The organism is Pseudomonas sp. LH1G9, assembly GCF_002949975.1.
GTDB classification, from domain to species: Bacteria; Pseudomonadota; Gammaproteobacteria; order Pseudomonadales; family Pseudomonadaceae; genus Aquipseudomonas; species Aquipseudomonas veronii.
Genome location: NZ_CP026880.1, coordinates 3,524,701 through 3,540,290, shown reverse-complemented (window position 1 = coordinate 3,540,290; position 15,590 = coordinate 3,524,701). Strand labels below are relative to the sequence as shown.

The window sequence follows — 15,590 nt, the reverse complement described above, 5'->3', positions numbered from 1 at the left end:
CTCCAGGTGTGGGAGGGGGCTTGCTTCCGATTGCCCCAGACCTGTCAGTACATGCCTAACGGATTGACGCAAAAAAAGGGCGGAACCCTCACAGGTCCCGCCCTTTTTGCTGCCGCCGCTGTTACAGCTTGGCAGCCAGCAACGCCTCCAGCTTCTCCTGGTCGCGGGCAAACTGACGAATCCCCTCGGCCAGCTTCTCGGTCGCCATCGCATCCTCGTTGGACTCCCAACGGAACTGCGCTTCAGTCAGATGCACCCGCGCTTCACCGGCATGGCCTGGCGACAACTTGCGCTCCAGCTTGCCGGTATCGGCCGCCAGTTTCTCCAGCAGGTCCGGGCTGATGGTCAGGCGATCACAACCGGCCAGCTCTTCGATCTGGCTCAAGTTGCGGAAACTCGCCCCCATCACCACGGTCTTGTAGCCATTGGCCTTGTAGTAGTTGTAGATGCGCGTCACCGACTGCACGCCCGGATCGTCGGCGCCGGTGTAGTCGTTGCCGTTGGCTTTCTTGTACCAGTCGTAGATACGGCCCACGAACGGCGAAATCAGGAACACGCCCGCTTCGGCACAGGCCACGGCCTGGGCGAAGGAGAACAGCAGCGTCAGGTTGGTCTGGATGCCTTCTTTTTCCAGCTTCTCCGCCGCGCGGATACCTTCCCAGGTGGACGCGATCTTGATCAGCACGCGATCACGGCCAACCCCGGCTTTTTCGTACAGGTCGATCAGACGGTGCGCGCGCTTGAGTACGGCGTCAGTGTCGAACGACAGGCGCGCATCCACCTCGGTGGAGATACGGCCGGGCACCACTTTCAGGATCTCTTGACCCACCGCCACCGCAAAACGGTCGCTGGCCAGGCCGACATCACCGTTGCAGTCCTTCACGCACTCATCCAGCAACTTGGCATAGCCCGGGATCGACGCGGCCTTGAGCAGCAGGGAAGGGTTGGTAGTGGCATCTTGCGGCTTGAGATTGGCGAGGGCCGCAAAATCGCCGGTATCGGCGACGACGGTGGTGAACTGTTTGAGTTGTTCCAGCTTGGAAGTCATGAGCGTGCTCTGTCCTATGGGTCTGATGACATTACCCGAGCGCTGGCAGGCGCTCAAGGGCGCAAATGCGTTCGATCGTTTGCGAGGGCAACAACCTGAAAACAGCCGTTTGAATGACTGGCCTTGCTGGTAAATAGGAGGGCAAAATCGCCCGCAGGTTCAACCCAACAGCTCGATGAACACTGCGATCAACCTGTGGGCGCCGGTTTCACCGGCCCTCCAACAACTCCGCCGCCTGATCCAGCAACGCCAGCGGGTCACTCGCTTTATGAATATCCACCGACAACAACTGCCGGAACTTGCGCGCCCCAGGGAAACCCGTGCCCAACCCCAGCACATGCCGCGTAATGTGATGCATCGAGCCACCGCTTGCCAAATGCTCCGCGATATAAGGCCGCAACTGCGCCAACACCTGAGCCCGACTGATCACCGGCCGCGCACTGCCAAACAACTGCTGATCCACCTCCGCCAGTAAATACGGATTGTGATAAGCCTCCCGGCCCAGCATCACCCCGTCAAACGTCTGCAAATGCTCATGGCACTGCTCCAGCGTCTTGATCCCGCCGTTGAGAATAATCTCCAACTCGGCAAAATCCCGCTTCAACTGCGCCGCCACGTCATAACGCAACGGCGGAATGTCGCGATTCTCCTTCGGCGACAACCCCTCCAGAATCGCAATCCGCGCATGCACGGTAAAACTGGTACACCCCGCGTCCTTCACCTGCCCGACGAAATCGCACAATTGCGCATAACTGTCCCGCCCATTGATCCCGATACGGTGCTTCACCGTCACCGGAATCGACACCGCATCGCGCATCGCCTTCACACAATCGGCCACCAACGCCGGATGGCCCATCAGACACGCGCCGATCATATTGTTCTGCACCCGATCGCTGGGGCAGCCGACGTTCAGGTTCACTTCATCGTAACCGGCGGCCTCGGCCATACGGGCACAAGCGGCCAAATCGGCGGGGACACTGCCGCCCAGTTGGAGGGCGAGCGGGTGCTCGGCCTCGCTGTGGCGCAGGAAGCGCTCGTGATCGCCGTGGAGGATCGCGCCGGTGGTGACCATCTCGGTGTAGAGCAGGGCGTGTTTGGAGAGCAGGCGTAGGAAGAACCGGCAGTGGCGGTCGGTCCAATCCATCATGGGTGCAACAGAGAATCGTCTTGATATAACTTGTTGATTCATAAGTAATTTTTTCTAGCGTGATGCACCCATTTTACGCGGTTTTGAGCCCTGAGTGCACACGGGGTGCACATGGGGTGACTAATGGGTGATAATAGTGTCTATAATATGTGCCTACCGAATTGCACACGGGGTGCACACGAATATGGCTACGTTCACAAAGCTTCCCTCTGGCAAAGTCAGGGCGCAGGTGAGGATCGGAGGATTCTACAGGGCACAGACCTTCGATCTCGAAAAAAACGCCAGAAAATGGGCCAAAGAGATCGAGCAGCAGCTCAAGCTCTCTACGAATGGCGACTACATTGATCCGCCGAAGAATGCCAATTTCGAAGATCTCGTCAGCGTCTACGAAGAACATGTTGGCGGCGTGAAGGCGTTTGGAAAGAACAAGAAAGCTGTCCTGAAGTCGCTGAAAGCCAAGATTGGGCACGTCAAGCTGCGGGCTCTGAGCGAAGCTGTCGTTCGAGACTTCGTTGATCGTCGAGTCAAGGAGGGGGCGGGTGGGGTCACTATTGCTGTTGACCTCGCCTATCTCAGAGCTGTGCTCAGCTGGGCCCGCTACGTCAGAAACCTCAATTTAGATCCCGACATCACCCTTGACGTTCGACGCTCACTCGCAAGACGGGGGCTCAAAGTACGTTCCAACGAGCGCACCAGAGTCGCGAGCCCGAGCGAGCTGAGCAAGCTTTGTGAGCATTATCAAAAGATGAAGAGAAACACGATCGACATGATTGCAGTCATCGAATTTGCTCTGCTGACTTCGCTTAGACAAGAAGAAATCTGCATGCTCAGAATTGAGGACATTGATCTGGAGCGTAGAGTGATGCTCGTGCGAGATAGAAAGCATCCGACCGAGAAAATGGGTAATCACGGTGAAGTGCCGGTGCTAGATGACTTCGTTGAGCCGATTAACAAGGCTATAAATGGTAGGGAGACTGGAAGACTGTTTCCGTACGCTCCAAGGTCAGTTAGCGCTTCATTCACCCGCGCCTGCAAAGCAACTGGTATTGAAGACTTGAGATTCCACGATCTACGGCACACAGCCGCAACTGACCTATTCACACGAGAGCTCGACATCGAGTCAGTCTCCCTGTTTACCGGGCACAAAGACTGGAAAATGTTGCGTCGTTACACACATATCAAAGCTGAGTCAGTTCACCTGATCGAACGCAGAAAGGCTCTTCGCAGAGCCGGCGAAGATGTCTCACAAAGCGGCTCGGATGTGACTACGGTCTGATTTAGCTTGAGCAAGACTGTCGAAATAGCCTTTAACGTCTGCCTTCGAGTAAAGGGGCTCGTTTCCGAAGAGAATAGAGTCGGGCCCTTTCGCTCGCTTCCTCCATGATTCTAGCGTCGACTTTTTAACGCCAGCGAGCATCGCAACCTGGGTTTCTGTCAGATAGCCAAGGGACTCCGCAAGCCTCGCACGCTCCCGCTCCGCAGCTGCACCATCGATAGCTAGCTCAAACTCTTCGACATTCACGCACGCATTCATCTCTCATTCCAGTGCTCACAACGGGCAACACCACGCAGCCCCATGCCAATCAATATGTTGGCAAATCGAATTTCTGGCAATACCGCCTGTCGGAAAAAGTCATCAGTACCATTGACAAATTGGCAATTTACTGAAAATACACTTGGTGTACTAATTCAGCCCCGCGTGAGGGAAAACTGAGAAATCCCCAGCAAAACCGGGGCATTGGCATTGCACGACAAGCGGAATCATGCGTTAATAAATGCCATAATATGTCTATTGGAGATCGAAAATGGAAACCATCAAAAATTGGTGTCGTCGTCTGTTTGTCTTCGTGATGATTCTGTACATCCTGTCGATTTGGCTCTAGCTGCCCACAAATCCAACCTTCCAGGAGCTGCCTGGCGGGGTGTTTGGGAACAAAGCTGCCTGGGAGCTGGAGCTGCTGGGGACTACTTGGATTTCTTGGCCTCGATATCCTTCAGGCGCTTAATCTCTCTCGGAAGTGTCAGCTGGTCGTACACGTCGCGGACGGCTGCCAGCTCTGTCTTTGCTGACAGCAGGTGGAGGCGTGGGGAGTTGTGATGCTCTAAGGGGAGATCGGGCTCGCCGAGCTCGATGTAGCGCTTGCGATCCGCTTTAAGGAATTTTAGGTGGCTTTCCAAGCGTGTGACTTCCGACCTAGCTTCGATCTGGTCGACCCCTCCAAGCTCCTTCACAAGCCTCTTAAATTGGGCTAGCACGTCTCTGTAAATCTTGCTGGCCCTATCATGGATCTCCACGCCTTTGAGCTTGGATTCTAGGTCTGTGATCGAGCTGTCCAAATCTTGTTTGCGCTTGGCGTAGTCCGCTTCAACCTGAGCCACCGTCCGTGCAGGACGGCCCATCGATCTTGGGTTCTCTTCGTTGATCATGGCTTTCGCTAAAGCTAGGCGGGCTATGCCGTAGTTTTCTGCCAAGCCCCGATCTAGATTTTCGAGAGGGGTCTTTGATGGCCTGCCAATTTTCGGCGCTGACTCGATCCTCTGGGATATCGACTCAGGTGTTGATATCTCCTCTCCCTGCTCAACCTCAAGGACATTCAGCTCCTCAAGCTCTCGGGTGAATTCAGCGACCATTTCGACGTAGGCTTGCTCATCCGACTTCGCAATCTTTCCAACTCGCAGATGGACTTCTGGGGCTTTCTGAAACGCGAACACGTCATGCACTGCGGGAAGCTGCGCAAGCTGCTTTGAGAGAGCTGCTTTCGTCTCACCTCCCTTCGAAATCAGCATCCCTAGGCTGAGGCGCTGGGACAGCGCGTTTGCGCGCAAAATCGCTGTATGGGGATCGTCCACAGCCAGGGGCTCAGCGAGTTTGTACCCGCACTCATCGAGATTGGCTTTGAGTCGTGCGAGCTGATTTCGCTTTAGCTCGATTCCGGATGGCTTTGCCATGGTGCGGCCCCTGATGCAAATATCGGGGATAATATTCCATGCCGGGGCTTGTGGCTAATCTGAGCGCTCGGATTCTGGCAGAACGAGGTCAAGGTTGCGCCTGTATCGCTTGAGATCTGCTAGGGCCTTTTCGGGAGTGGCCTCCCAGATCTGCCTGTCTTCATTTCTGGTGATGTGGCCACACCAGGCGCTGGGATCTTCTTCAGTGTGTACGAAGTCGATGTCACCAAGCGCAGTGCTGTATCGATAGCTTCGGCCAGTAGTTACGAAGGTTAGGCAGAAAGGCAGTTGGCTGATCCACCCGCATTCACTCAGAACTGATTCGCAACTGAGATAGAAGGTGTCAGCAGGTCTGAGAAAATTGGTTAAGCGAAACAGCCCGGCTGCAGGCGGGCGCAGGAAGGGATTGGTATAAAGCTTGGGGGCAATGCGCTCGATCACTCCGGCTCGTGCATGCCTGGTCATAGCCACGCGGAAGTAGGCTTTATCTGGATAGCCTGCAAAACCAATGAGGGTGGACTCAGGAACACACCAGACGCCGGCAGCAGCCAGCGTTTTGCAGGATTCCAGCAACAGCTTTCGATTCATCACATGCCCTCATTCTACTCAACAAAAAACTATCATTTTTGATAATAAAATGTCGAGTAGGTGGGCGGATCATTGTGGCCCAGACCCAGGCACAACGCGCTGGAACGAGCGGCGGTAGTACTGCTGGCACTCCTTGAGCGAGTAGCGAATGTCGCGATTGTGGCCACGGAAGTAACCCAAATTCGGATTCCTGGCACGCCAGGTCTTTAGAGTGTTGACGCTGACACCCAGCACCTCTGCAGCTTCGCTGGCGGTGATCAGGTCGTTTGGAATCCGCTCGTACATCCCCATCGTTTCGCTCTCTTTTCTGTTGTGTCGTCAACCGACATGAACAAGGCTAAGAGCAATCAATATCCCTGTAAACCGTCGGGAAATAATCAACTAAGTGTACTAATACCCAGTGTCAGACAACCACTCCCAGCAACCCCAGCAATTCCGGGAGTTGTCTGACACTGCCCCAACTTTCTCTCATTACTTTCTCTGACGAATGGTAACGAAATTGGCAAATTGGCAACATAAAAAAGCCCCAGCCAGGAGAGAGAGGCCCGGCCAGGGCTGGCAGTACATAACAATAGAGGCATAGGCAGAAAGAGAGAGGAACTGCCTACATCTTTATATTACCACTGCCGCAATGCTGTATGTGGGGATAAATCAAAAGCTGTTGGGTTTTTGAGTGCAAAGTTTGGTGGGTTTGCGCGCAAAGCCAAAGATTTTATACCCCGGCTAAAATATCCAGGCCGGACTTGTTGATTAGCACATTATGCAGGCCAACGTTCCCTGCCTGATTGTAAATCGAAATCTCGAAGTACCTAGGATGCTGCATATTCCTAGATACGAGCTCATACCTATACACTGCGCTGGGGCAAGGATTCCCTTTCGCATCTTTTGTAAAAAGGCAGTTGAATGAGTCGTTGAGGAAATACTCCCCTAATTCCTCAGGTAGCTGAATGGCGGCTTTGTAAATGAGATTGGCAGTGGTCACTGGCAGCTTGCCGATACGCAGCTGTTCAATTTCCTTGCTTGTGACTTCGGCTGTATCAAACATGGTATAACTCCGCTTTCTTATTATTCTGTCATGTCATTATCTCAATGCGCTTTTTTGAAAGCAATAGTGTGATCTGCTGTATAACTTAAAGTAGTTTAGTGGCAAGGGCTGTCGGGGTGAAAAAGCCCCCGGAGGGGCTGAGCGTTCAGAATAAAGGCGGGACGGAATCAGGGGGTGTCGGGCGATCGGGGTTTCGAGCCTGCCATCGTTTATACATGATCGTCTCCCCTTGCTTCTCAAGCCATTCGACAAAGGCGGACAGCTGCGAAAGTGCATGGTGGAACTTCTCAGTGTCGATGTGAATATGCGGTCTTGTCAGCCAGGTGCGGCCTTCCTCAGTTAACTCCTCGGAAATCTCCTTCTCGCGATCACTGATGAAAAATGGGCTCGGCATCTTGGCCAGGTCTTCATCAGTGTATCGGTACGTATCGAATATCAGGGAGTCAGGGTGCTGAATGCTGTTACGTGCTAGTACGAGTTCCACGATCAGATCAAAATTGAATGGCCCAGTGCCGAAGCTATCAGAGCCATGTGCTTCGTAGAACGCCCTGTAACCGTTTGGCCAGCCTTTATTTTTGAAAACCGAATTAAGCGATGGGCCTGGCGGCGTTCCCAACAGGCTGTGCCACTCAGTCAAGTACAGATGCAGAGCAGCTGAAAGCATTGATAGGCATGAGCTACCTAGAACTTGAATGGAGGCATCGGCTTCTATCCACTCAGTTATGAACGCCGGCTCTCCATCTTCGCTATACGGCGGGATGAATGGATCTTCTTCGTTCTCGATCTTCCGCTTGCGCTCGTCGAAGGGCGCAGATCCATTTAGGTACAGCTGCTTAATAAAGGCTAGGCGTTGTTCGAAGAAGAAGCGAATATCCATTTCCAAGGTCTCGTGGGATGGGGCCAGCACATGATGGCACCTCAGGCTGGCCGACCATATCACGACAAGGGCTGTGTGAAGAACGTCCCGATTTCGTTTTGATCTGCAAAGCCATTAGCACCAGCTTTGAGCTTGATCCGAGCGTGGACGATCACATCTTTTGCTTTCAAAACGTCTGTGAACTTGGTGCTCGGGAGCTTAGCGGCGGTCTTGAGTTTTTCGAGCATCTCATTGCTGATTTTGATGGCTGTTGGGGGTTGCCCTGGCTGTAGAAACGGTGCCAGACGTGCCTGCCGGCGTGCTCTCCGGAGACGATTTCGAACTCTGCCAGCGCTGTTTCTCCGCCTGCCTTGGTCTTGCCCGGCTTAAAGTCTTTTAGTCTGACCCAGGCGTCATGTCCCGGCATTGGCGCTTTGCTCTGTGCTTTGCGGATGACGATCGCGGTGTCGATTCCACGGGCTTTGCGGCGCAGCCAGTTTAGATGAGACCTGACCCAGGAGCGGCATGCGCGGAGTGCTGCGGCGTCTTTGCTTTCGCCAGGGCGTGGTTTGTGACGGGCATAGGATTGATCGAGGAAGTATTCGTTTCCGTTATTCTGCTCCTGATCGACCTCCAAGATTTTTTGAACGATCTGGTCTTCGTTGGCGGAGCGGAACAGGCCACCCAGGATGCGATTGAGCTCGAAGCTGCGGCCTGCTGCGCCGACTGCAGTGCCGGGGGTGCGGGGTTTTATAGTCTTGCTGTATTGAGCGTCGATGCCATAGCTACTTTGAGCCAGCTTGAGGTCTAGGACGTTCAGGGGCTCGCCGGGGTTGTAGAAGCTGATAGCGCCTTTGCGACGCTCAGGGTGCGTTGTGAACGTGTAGTAGCAGCGGGCTGTCTCTCTCCAGCAACCGTCTATGACCTTCAGCAGTCGACCATCGAGGAACTCGTCCAAGGCCTCAAGGGCTGCAGCGGATACAGTCAGAAATTCATCTGGGTAGATCGCCCGATCAAGCGGAAGCACGATTCGAAAGCGCGGGCATTCGGCGGAGCTGCTGTATGAGGTGTAGACAGCATGCTCAAGGCCTAGATCAATCAGGGCATCTTCAACTTCTTCAAGGCTGACAAGGTCATCTTCTGGTTTTTGATCAACGTCAAAGATCACCATGCTTGTCGCAATCACATTCTCCATGTTTCTCTCAGGGGCGCGGAAAAAAGATGGCGTAAAGGTAGGCCCATCCTTTAGATCGCTCATGCGCTGATTTAGAAGTAAATGGTTGTAGAACTGGCGGAACGACTGGGCCTCGCGATTTTGTACGTAGCGAGTTTCAGCAGTGTTCTGAGTTGCGAATTTAATTGCTCTTGTGGTCATGATGGTCTCTCTTGTTATGTTGTGCTCTCTCGCACATTCATAGTGTTGTATATGAGCAAAAGCCAGTGCAACACCTATTTCGCTTGTCGATTCCGGAAGTGGAGGTATACGAAAGGAAATCTACTTCCGTTTTTCTTAGCCAATCAAACCCTGCTTACCCTCAACGGGTCTCTCCTTTTATAAAAGGAAAGGGACGGTTGAAGGTGGTTGCTGATAGAAAACACCAGGCTAATAAGGCTGGCAACTGTTTTGGTTAAGAAAAACTAAAATCACAACACTGCGTTACGCTTCACTCCCGAGCCTCATTTTTGCGCAGCCGAAATCACCCCGGCGTTACCTTGATACCCCTCGATCAACCGAGCGTTACTTGCATACCTCAATGTGCCCGAGTGTCAACCCAAAAAGGTGTTGCATGGTCTTTTGCTCATATTCAACAATACAAATGTGCACAGAAGCACGACAACAATACTGAGAGAAAATCGAAATGCATCAGGTCGAACAAAATATCACTGGCGCTGGCAACACGGTCATTATCGGGATGGATTTTCCAATCAATGGATTCCAAACTGTTATGGCTGATGATCTAACAGATTCTACGCAGTACATTAAGAGCGAATATCCAAGCCTTAAAAGACTGGTGAGTATCTCTAGCTCTGCAAGCCAAGCAGTTGAAGCGGCATTCAAAACCGCATCTGGCCTTTACGATCCTCTCTCTGGGAAAATCACAGACAACGTCTATCAACTGAACAGGTCTGACGTTGCACTGCTCGTGCTCAAAAACGAGATGACTGAAAGCAATTTCAGTAAAGCTGCTTACGAATTGGCTCGGGACACATATATTTCTGGAGATAAAGCAGTTGCAATTCAGCGCTTGGCCTCTGTCTCTGGAAAAAATGAGACAGAATGCGCCATGGCCATTGCTGATAAATCGCTCCGAGTCCAGGCATTCTTCGATTCAAAAAGCGATAGCCATGACTTCCCTGTAGTCCATAAGCCAGTTTCCGCGTCCTGGCTCCGCTCGGTTCTTCTACGCCGTAACCGCCGCGCCCTGATCAAGTGCCCCACCGGCTGGGGCAAAAGCTCGCTCGTCATCAACCCCTGCATCCAAGACTTCCTGGCAGCCGACAAAAAGGTTTTGGTGATCTCCCACCGTCGCTCGATCATCAAAAGCCTCGACATCCCAGGGCTCGTTGACTACGAAGATGTACAGCCCGGTCAGATGCAAAATACTCGCGGCCTCAAAGTCGTGGCCAACTCACTCATCAGTGCAAAATTTGACGATTTCATTAAAGACGTTGATCTGTTGGTAATCGACGAAGCGGCCCAAGTGCTCGATCACGTTTTTGAAGGCTCTGTGCAGCAGCGCGAAGTCGTCTGGAACACTCTGAAGGAAGTCGTACACAACGCAAAATCAGTTGTTTTTGCAGACGCTGACGTCAACGACGAATGTCTGGCTCTGATCAAAAAAGGTAAGGAGTTCATCCACTGCTTCGAGATTGATCAGGCTCACACTGACGTAAGCTGCAAGATTGGCGCTCTCGACCAAGTGCGTGCCATGGCCCTCTCTGCAGCCCAGGCAGGCCAGAACACCCTGATCGCCATCGACATCGCTCGTGACGCCGAGGCCCTGGGCAAAGTCCTCGAAAAGACCGGCATTGCCCCTTTGGTCATCACCAGCAAATCTGCAGGCTGGCCAGCTCAGGCAGCCTTCATCAGCAATCCCAATACCGCAGCCCACCAGGTGGTAATTTATTCACCTGCAATCACCTCGGCCCTGAGCATCACCAGTGGCCATTTCCAGGCCCACTACGGCTTGTTTGAGGGCTCTGTCACACCACGCTCAGCAATTCAGATGATGCGCCGTGACCGCACCGCCTGCGAGTTCGTGATTGGCCTCCGCAACCCTCAAAACAAGCGGGAAGAGATCGCCCAAGTCGAGTTTGACGCCTCTGCCAAATCCACCTTTGATGAAGCTCGTAAAGCCCACATGACCCGCACTGGCTGGCTCCGCGACAACATCCAGCTGACCTTGCCTTACGAGCTGAAACGCCAGGGCTTCCAATTGGAAATGATCCCAAACGACAACGACCTTGGCATCGAAGGCTTCAAAGCGAACAGCGCTGGTCGCAGAGCAGTGAAGAAGGACACTGCCTTGACCCTCCTGAACGCCACAGCAGCAACTGAGGCTCAAGCCAAGCGCACCCAAAAGATCGGTTCCAACTCCGAGGCCGAGCACTTTGCTGCAGTCCGGTACCAGGCTCAGAAAGGCCTGAAACGCAAGGAGCTGAGTTTCAATGATGCTCAGTTTTGGGGTGAAGGCATCGGACAGATAAAGCTGGACAACTACCGCAAGCTCTTCGGCGAGCCAGCCACTCAATTCGAAGAGCTTGTCCAGGAGCTTCACAATGGCCTTATCAATGACATCTGGACTCCAGCTGATTCAGTTGCCCTCTACGACCGAATCAACGCTGTGAGGCACGAAGCAATCCTTGCTGGATTCAAAATGCCCAAGAACACCGGCAGCGTGAGCGATCGCAGTAAACAAGGCGCAATTTCCGAAATCATGTCTCTGCACGGTTTGAAAACAAAGCGGAAGGATGGCGGTAAGTCAGGGTACTACTACATCATTGATCCTAAGTCCCTTGAGCAAATGAAAGAATACACAGGGCTTTAGGAGATTGCCTGGGGGCAAGGATGCCCCTAATTCACAGCAAGTTGTCCGACACAAGAAAGAATTAAGATAATCGAATAAAAGGCGCAATTAGGTGTTGCGCCAGGTTTTGCTCATTTACGATAATAAGATCATAGCAGCACATAATAATAAGAGAGTGCATTGTGAAAGGTCTAGATCCGCAGAAGATTGCTGATATCTTTAAATCAGATTCATACGCCAAGCACTTCCAGAAGCCGCATGGCTATCTCAACGTCGACAACGAGCTCCTCAAACTTTGTGCTGATGCGTGCTACGAAGTCGAGCAAGCCTTCTCCTGGAATGACTACAATCGTCAGGCATACCAGCGCAAGTTTGAGGATGGTGAATCAATCATCAAGACTCCAGACCTGCCTCGCTACCCGCGCCCATATCGGAGCTGGAGTGAATTCAGAATGGGACACTTCGGCGGTATGAAGGGCTTCGATTACGAGCCTTCCGCTTACAAAATTCCTTACTATGTTGAGCATAGCTATCAGCCAGACTGGATCGATCCTCTGAATGATCGCATTGTTTACGAAGGCAAAGGTGTAATCGCGGATCTTGAAACAGCCAGGAAATACATCTGTGCCGCGAAGCAGAACCATATTCACATCGTATTCATCTTTTCAAATCGCAATATCAAATGCCCGTGGGTTAAGCCTCGTGTTGATGGCACTTCAATGACGATGGAGGACTGGGCTAAAAAGCAAGGCTTCGACTATTGCTATGAAGGCCAAGAAGCCGCTTTCCGGAAGTCCGATCGTTACAAATGGCTTGTTCAAAACTTCGGACGTAATCTGCCGTCTCTGAAAGAGCAACTCAGCGCAGACGGAATGAATAGCCATTCAGGCTTTTTTGCGCACAAACAACAATCAGCAAGTGTTACAATGACTGTACAATAAAAATAATAAAGTCAGTCCCCATGCGACATATCCTTGGTATCGATCCAGGTCTTTCAGGTGGTATTGCAGTAATTGACGAGTGCTTCCAACTCGTTGATTGCTTTCGCATGCCCGTGAAAGACATTGGTGGTAAGAACAAAGTTGATGCCGGGGCACTCTTCGCTCGGCTTTCTCAATTCAAAATTGACCTGGCGGTGCTGGAGCTTGTTGGCACGAGGCCAGGTGAAGGGGCCGTGGGGGCTTTCAGTTTTGGCGACGGCTACGGGTGTGTACGGGCAGTTTTAGAGTGCCTTGGTATTGAGTATCGCCTTGAGCGTCCCCAGGCTTGGAGAGGCGGGCAGAGCCTCACTGGGCTGTCGAAAGAGCAGATAGGGGAGATCGCTTTCGAGGTGTTCCAATCTTCCGAAATTTACCGTGGCAAACGCCTGAAAAAGGATGGCACTCGCGGCTGCAACGATGGCATCTCCGACGCCTTGATGATTGCCAAATTTGGCGTGCGGTTTCTGGAGTGACCATGGGTACCAGAGCACTAACCCGAGACCTGATCAAGCGCCTGGCTACTGCGCTAACAAAGACCCCGCTGACAGAGGTTGCGGTGGGCTCGATCGGCCTGCCCAAATCAACGTACTACCACTGGAAATCTCTCGCTCAAGACATCTCTGATGGAAACCCAGATCGGGAAAACCTCAGCCCTAATGATGAGCTGCTCTTAGAGTTTTTGGACGCCATAGAGCTGTCTCGCGCCAAGGTTGGCCAGAAGCTCAGCGACGCAGCTCTAAAGGGGGCAATGCAAGACCCACGGGTAGCAATCGACATTCTGCAGAGGATGTTCCCCGACCAGTTCGCGGCCCCGGCCAGACGCGAAATTGTGATCAGGCAAGAGGGAGGTGAGACAGGAACAGGTATCGCGCTCATTCCAACCACCATGATCGATCAAGACATCGCACAGGTCTTGGCGCAGCAGCAACAACAAGCAATGCAGCTCGCAAAAAAAAGAACAAAAGAGCTCTCAGATGATCAAGCAACGAACCCTAACTGACTGCGGCGTAGCAAGCTTGGCCAACGCACTCAGCATCAAATATGAACAGTCCCTGCAATGCTTCGGGCCTCAGGCAGACCTGCTCGGCACAACCGCTGCGGACACTTGCAATGCTCTGATCACGCTAGGGCTCAATCCAGCCTATGCCACATTCCAGGCCTTCTACCAACACCTGGGCATCACCGGCAACCCCTGCAGCATCGACGTTGTCCGAGACCGTCCCGCAATCCTGACGATCCTCTCCCGCAATGGCTACAACCTGCATGCAGTGTACTGGGACGGCCAACAAGCCCACGACCCAGACCCCAAAGCCCTGCAACCCCGCGACCTCGACTCAATGGTCATCCTCGAAGCGGTGTTTGTAAGCAAAACAGCTTTGTGCGCAAACAGCGAAGCGGGGCTTGGGGCATGACGGCGTTTCAGGCTGTGCGTCCGTTAGCCAAAGCGGTGCAGAACATCATCTGGAAGCCGCTTCCTGGCTCTCAGTCGATGTTCTTGATGTTGGGTCAGCCGCAGCACCTGGTGCGTGAGGTGCTTTTTCATGGTTCTAGGGGCAATGGGAAGTCTGATGCACTGATCATGGGCTTTTTGCAGCATGTTGGTAAGGGTTGGGGGGCGTACTGGCGGGGAGTTATTATGCGCCTGGAGTTCAAGCCTCTGGAGGATTTGGTAAAGACCTCCCAGATGATCATCCCCCGAATTTTTCCAAATGCTGTGTGGAACGAAAAAAAGTACTGCTGGAAATTTGCTACCGGAGAGGTTCTTTTTTTCAAACACATCAAGCACCCACGCGAATACGATGGGAAGTTCCACGGTCATCAGTACAGCTATATTGGATTCGATGAACTGGCGACTTGGGCGACGGATGAAATTTACGAGTCCATCATGTCGACTCTTCGCACAGCCTATCAGCCAACACCAGCTCAACCTTCACTTCCGCCACTTCAAGTGCGCTCCACTACAAACCCTTGGGGTGTAGGCCGCAACTGGGTGTACGAGAGGTTCATTGAAGGCCGCAAGCCTGGCGAGATCACATACAACGCCGATGGCACACGTCAACGCACAGCACTGTTCGGAACAATCTTTCAGAATAACTACATCGACGATGGCTACATCCGAAACTACCTCGCCCAGCTCACAGATCCTGCCAAGCGCGCAGCCTGGCTTGAGGGCGATTGGGAAGCCGTGGACACAGGCGCGATGTTCGGCCCAGTTTGGTCACAAAACCTGTTTCTCGATCCGTTCACCATCCCCGCCAATTGGAAGGTGGACAGGTGCTTTGACTTCGGTCAGTCCACCCCATTTTGCTGTCTCTGGGTTGCCGAGAGTAATGGGGAATCTGTGCGGGTGGGGAATCGTGAATTTTGCCCTCCCAAGGGCAGCTTAGTGGTGATTGGCGAGGATTACGGCACTGAAGTTGACCCTCGCACGGGTAAACAGGCACGCCCGGATGCTGGGTTATTCCTTTCCGCTCGACAAATCGGTGCACGCCTCAAACAGAAAGAGGAAAAGCTGCTGACCGGGGTGTTGAGCAATCATAAGAAAGTTGCTCCTGGGCCTGCAGATAATCAGATCTACAACGGCTCAAAGGTCGATCAGGGAAATGCACCCACAGTGGCCAAGGATTTGAAGGCTGAGGGCATCGACTTTGTGAATTCTGACAAGTCCCCTGGCTCCCGTGTGACCTCTGCGCAGCTCATGTTCGGGCGGCTACATGCCACCAAAATTCAAGATCCGACTAACCCCCATATTTACTTCTTTCCAGCCGCTAAATTCCTCATCAAGACCCTGCCATTCCTGCAGCGCGATGACGATCAGCTCGATGCCGTGGCCAAGGGGCCTGACGATCATGCATGGGATGCCCTAGCTTACAGGCTGACCTGGAAACGCCCACACACATCCATTTCCCATGGGATAATGAGTTAAATAAACGCCATAATAAGAGTCGA

General features: G+C 52.9%; 15 protein-coding genes. 7 read left to right on the top strand and 8 right to left on the bottom strand.

Annotation, left to right across the window (positions count from 1 at the left end):
* Positions 1 to 121: 121 nt before the first annotated feature.
* Together tal and dusA are read right to left on the bottom strand one after the other, a co-directional pair.
* The gene (gene tal, locus C5F70_RS16400) at positions 122 to 1,048 is read right to left on the bottom strand and encodes a transaldolase (protein WP_017848890.1); all 927 of its coding nucleotides are present in this window, start codon (positions 1,046 to 1,048) and stop codon (positions 122 to 124) included.
* 208 nt (positions 1,049 to 1,256) lie between these two features.
* Positions 1,257 to 2,237, bottom strand: a complete 981-nt coding sequence (gene dusA, locus C5F70_RS16395) for a tRNA dihydrouridine(20/20a) synthase DusA (RefSeq protein ID WP_104903741.1) — start codon at positions 2,235 to 2,237, stop codon at positions 1,257 to 1,259.
* A gap of 142 nt (positions 2,238 to 2,379) precedes the next feature.
* Here dusA and C5F70_RS16390 point away from each other — a divergent pair, with 142 nt between their 5' ends.
* Positions 2,380 to 3,471, top strand: a complete 1,092-nt coding sequence (locus tag C5F70_RS16390; protein ID WP_104903740.1) for a site-specific integrase — start codon at positions 2,380 to 2,382, stop codon at positions 3,469 to 3,471.
* 689 nt (positions 3,472 to 4,160) lie between these two features.
* Here the strand turns inward: C5F70_RS16390 and C5F70_RS16380 are convergent.
* From C5F70_RS16380 to C5F70_RS16355, 6 genes are all read right to left on the bottom strand, one after another.
* Positions 4,161 to 5,144, bottom strand: a complete 984-nt coding sequence (locus C5F70_RS16380) for a hypothetical protein (RefSeq protein ID WP_104903738.1) — start codon at positions 5,142 to 5,144, stop codon at positions 4,161 to 4,163.
* 54 nt (positions 5,145 to 5,198) lie between these two features.
* Entirely contained in the window at positions 5,199 to 5,732 is a 534-nt protein-coding gene (gene abiEi / locus C5F70_RS16375) for a type IV toxin-antitoxin system AbiEi family antitoxin (RefSeq protein ID WP_104903737.1), read from the bottom strand.
* A gap of 69 nt (positions 5,733 to 5,801) precedes the next feature.
* Positions 5,802 to 6,023, bottom strand: a complete 222-nt coding sequence (locus C5F70_RS16370) for a helix-turn-helix domain-containing protein (protein ID WP_104903736.1) — start codon at positions 6,021 to 6,023, stop codon at positions 5,802 to 5,804.
* 421 nt (positions 6,024 to 6,444) lie between these two features.
* Positions 6,445 to 6,777 carry a hypothetical protein gene (locus C5F70_RS16365; protein ID WP_104903735.1) on the bottom strand — a complete coding sequence of 111 codons (333 nt, stop codon included), beginning with the start codon at positions 6,775 to 6,777 and terminating at the stop codon, positions 6,445 to 6,447.
* A gap of 145 nt (positions 6,778 to 6,922) precedes the next feature.
* On the bottom strand, positions 6,923 to 7,654 hold the full coding sequence (locus C5F70_RS16360; RefSeq protein ID WP_104903734.1) for a hypothetical protein: 732 nt from the start codon (positions 7,652 to 7,654) through the stop codon (positions 6,923 to 6,925).
* A gap of 166 nt (positions 7,655 to 7,820) precedes the next feature.
* On the bottom strand, positions 7,821 to 9,008 hold the full coding sequence (locus C5F70_RS16355; RefSeq protein ID WP_256588292.1) for a hypothetical protein: 1,188 nt from the start codon (positions 9,006 to 9,008) through the stop codon (positions 7,821 to 7,823).
* Positions 9,009 to 9,492: 484 nt separating this feature from the next.
* Here C5F70_RS16355 and C5F70_RS16350 point away from each other — a divergent pair, with 484 nt between their 5' ends.
* The 6 genes from C5F70_RS16350 (at position 9,493) to C5F70_RS16325 (ending at position 15,567) form a co-directional block, all read left to right on the top strand.
* Positions 9,493 to 11,682 carry a hypothetical protein gene (locus tag C5F70_RS16350; protein WP_104903733.1) on the top strand — a complete coding sequence of 730 codons (2,190 nt, stop codon included), beginning with the start codon at positions 9,493 to 9,495 and terminating at the stop codon, positions 11,680 to 11,682.
* Positions 11,683 to 11,843: 161 nt separating this feature from the next.
* Positions 11,844 to 12,602, top strand: a complete 759-nt coding sequence (locus C5F70_RS16345; RefSeq protein WP_104903732.1) for a hypothetical protein — start codon at positions 11,844 to 11,846, stop codon at positions 12,600 to 12,602.
* Between the two features lie 20 nt (positions 12,603 to 12,622).
* Entirely contained in the window at positions 12,623 to 13,114 is a 492-nt protein-coding gene (locus C5F70_RS16340; RefSeq protein WP_104903731.1) for a hypothetical protein, read from the top strand.
* 2 nt (positions 13,115 to 13,116) lie between these two features.
* Positions 13,117 to 13,641, top strand: a complete 525-nt coding sequence (locus tag C5F70_RS16335; RefSeq protein WP_104903730.1) for a hypothetical protein — start codon at positions 13,117 to 13,119, stop codon at positions 13,639 to 13,641.
* On the top strand, positions 13,616 to 14,053 hold the full coding sequence (locus C5F70_RS16330) for a hypothetical protein (protein ID WP_104903729.1): 438 nt from the start codon (positions 13,616 to 13,618) through the stop codon (positions 14,051 to 14,053). The genes C5F70_RS16335 and C5F70_RS16330 overlap by 26 nt, the downstream gene beginning before the upstream one ends.
* Positions 14,050 to 15,567 carry a terminase large subunit domain-containing protein gene (locus C5F70_RS16325; protein ID WP_104903728.1) on the top strand — a complete coding sequence of 506 codons (1,518 nt, stop codon included), beginning with the start codon at positions 14,050 to 14,052 and terminating at the stop codon, positions 15,565 to 15,567. The genes C5F70_RS16330 and C5F70_RS16325 overlap by 4 nt, the downstream gene beginning before the upstream one ends.
* Positions 15,568 to 15,590 lie beyond the last annotated feature (23 nt).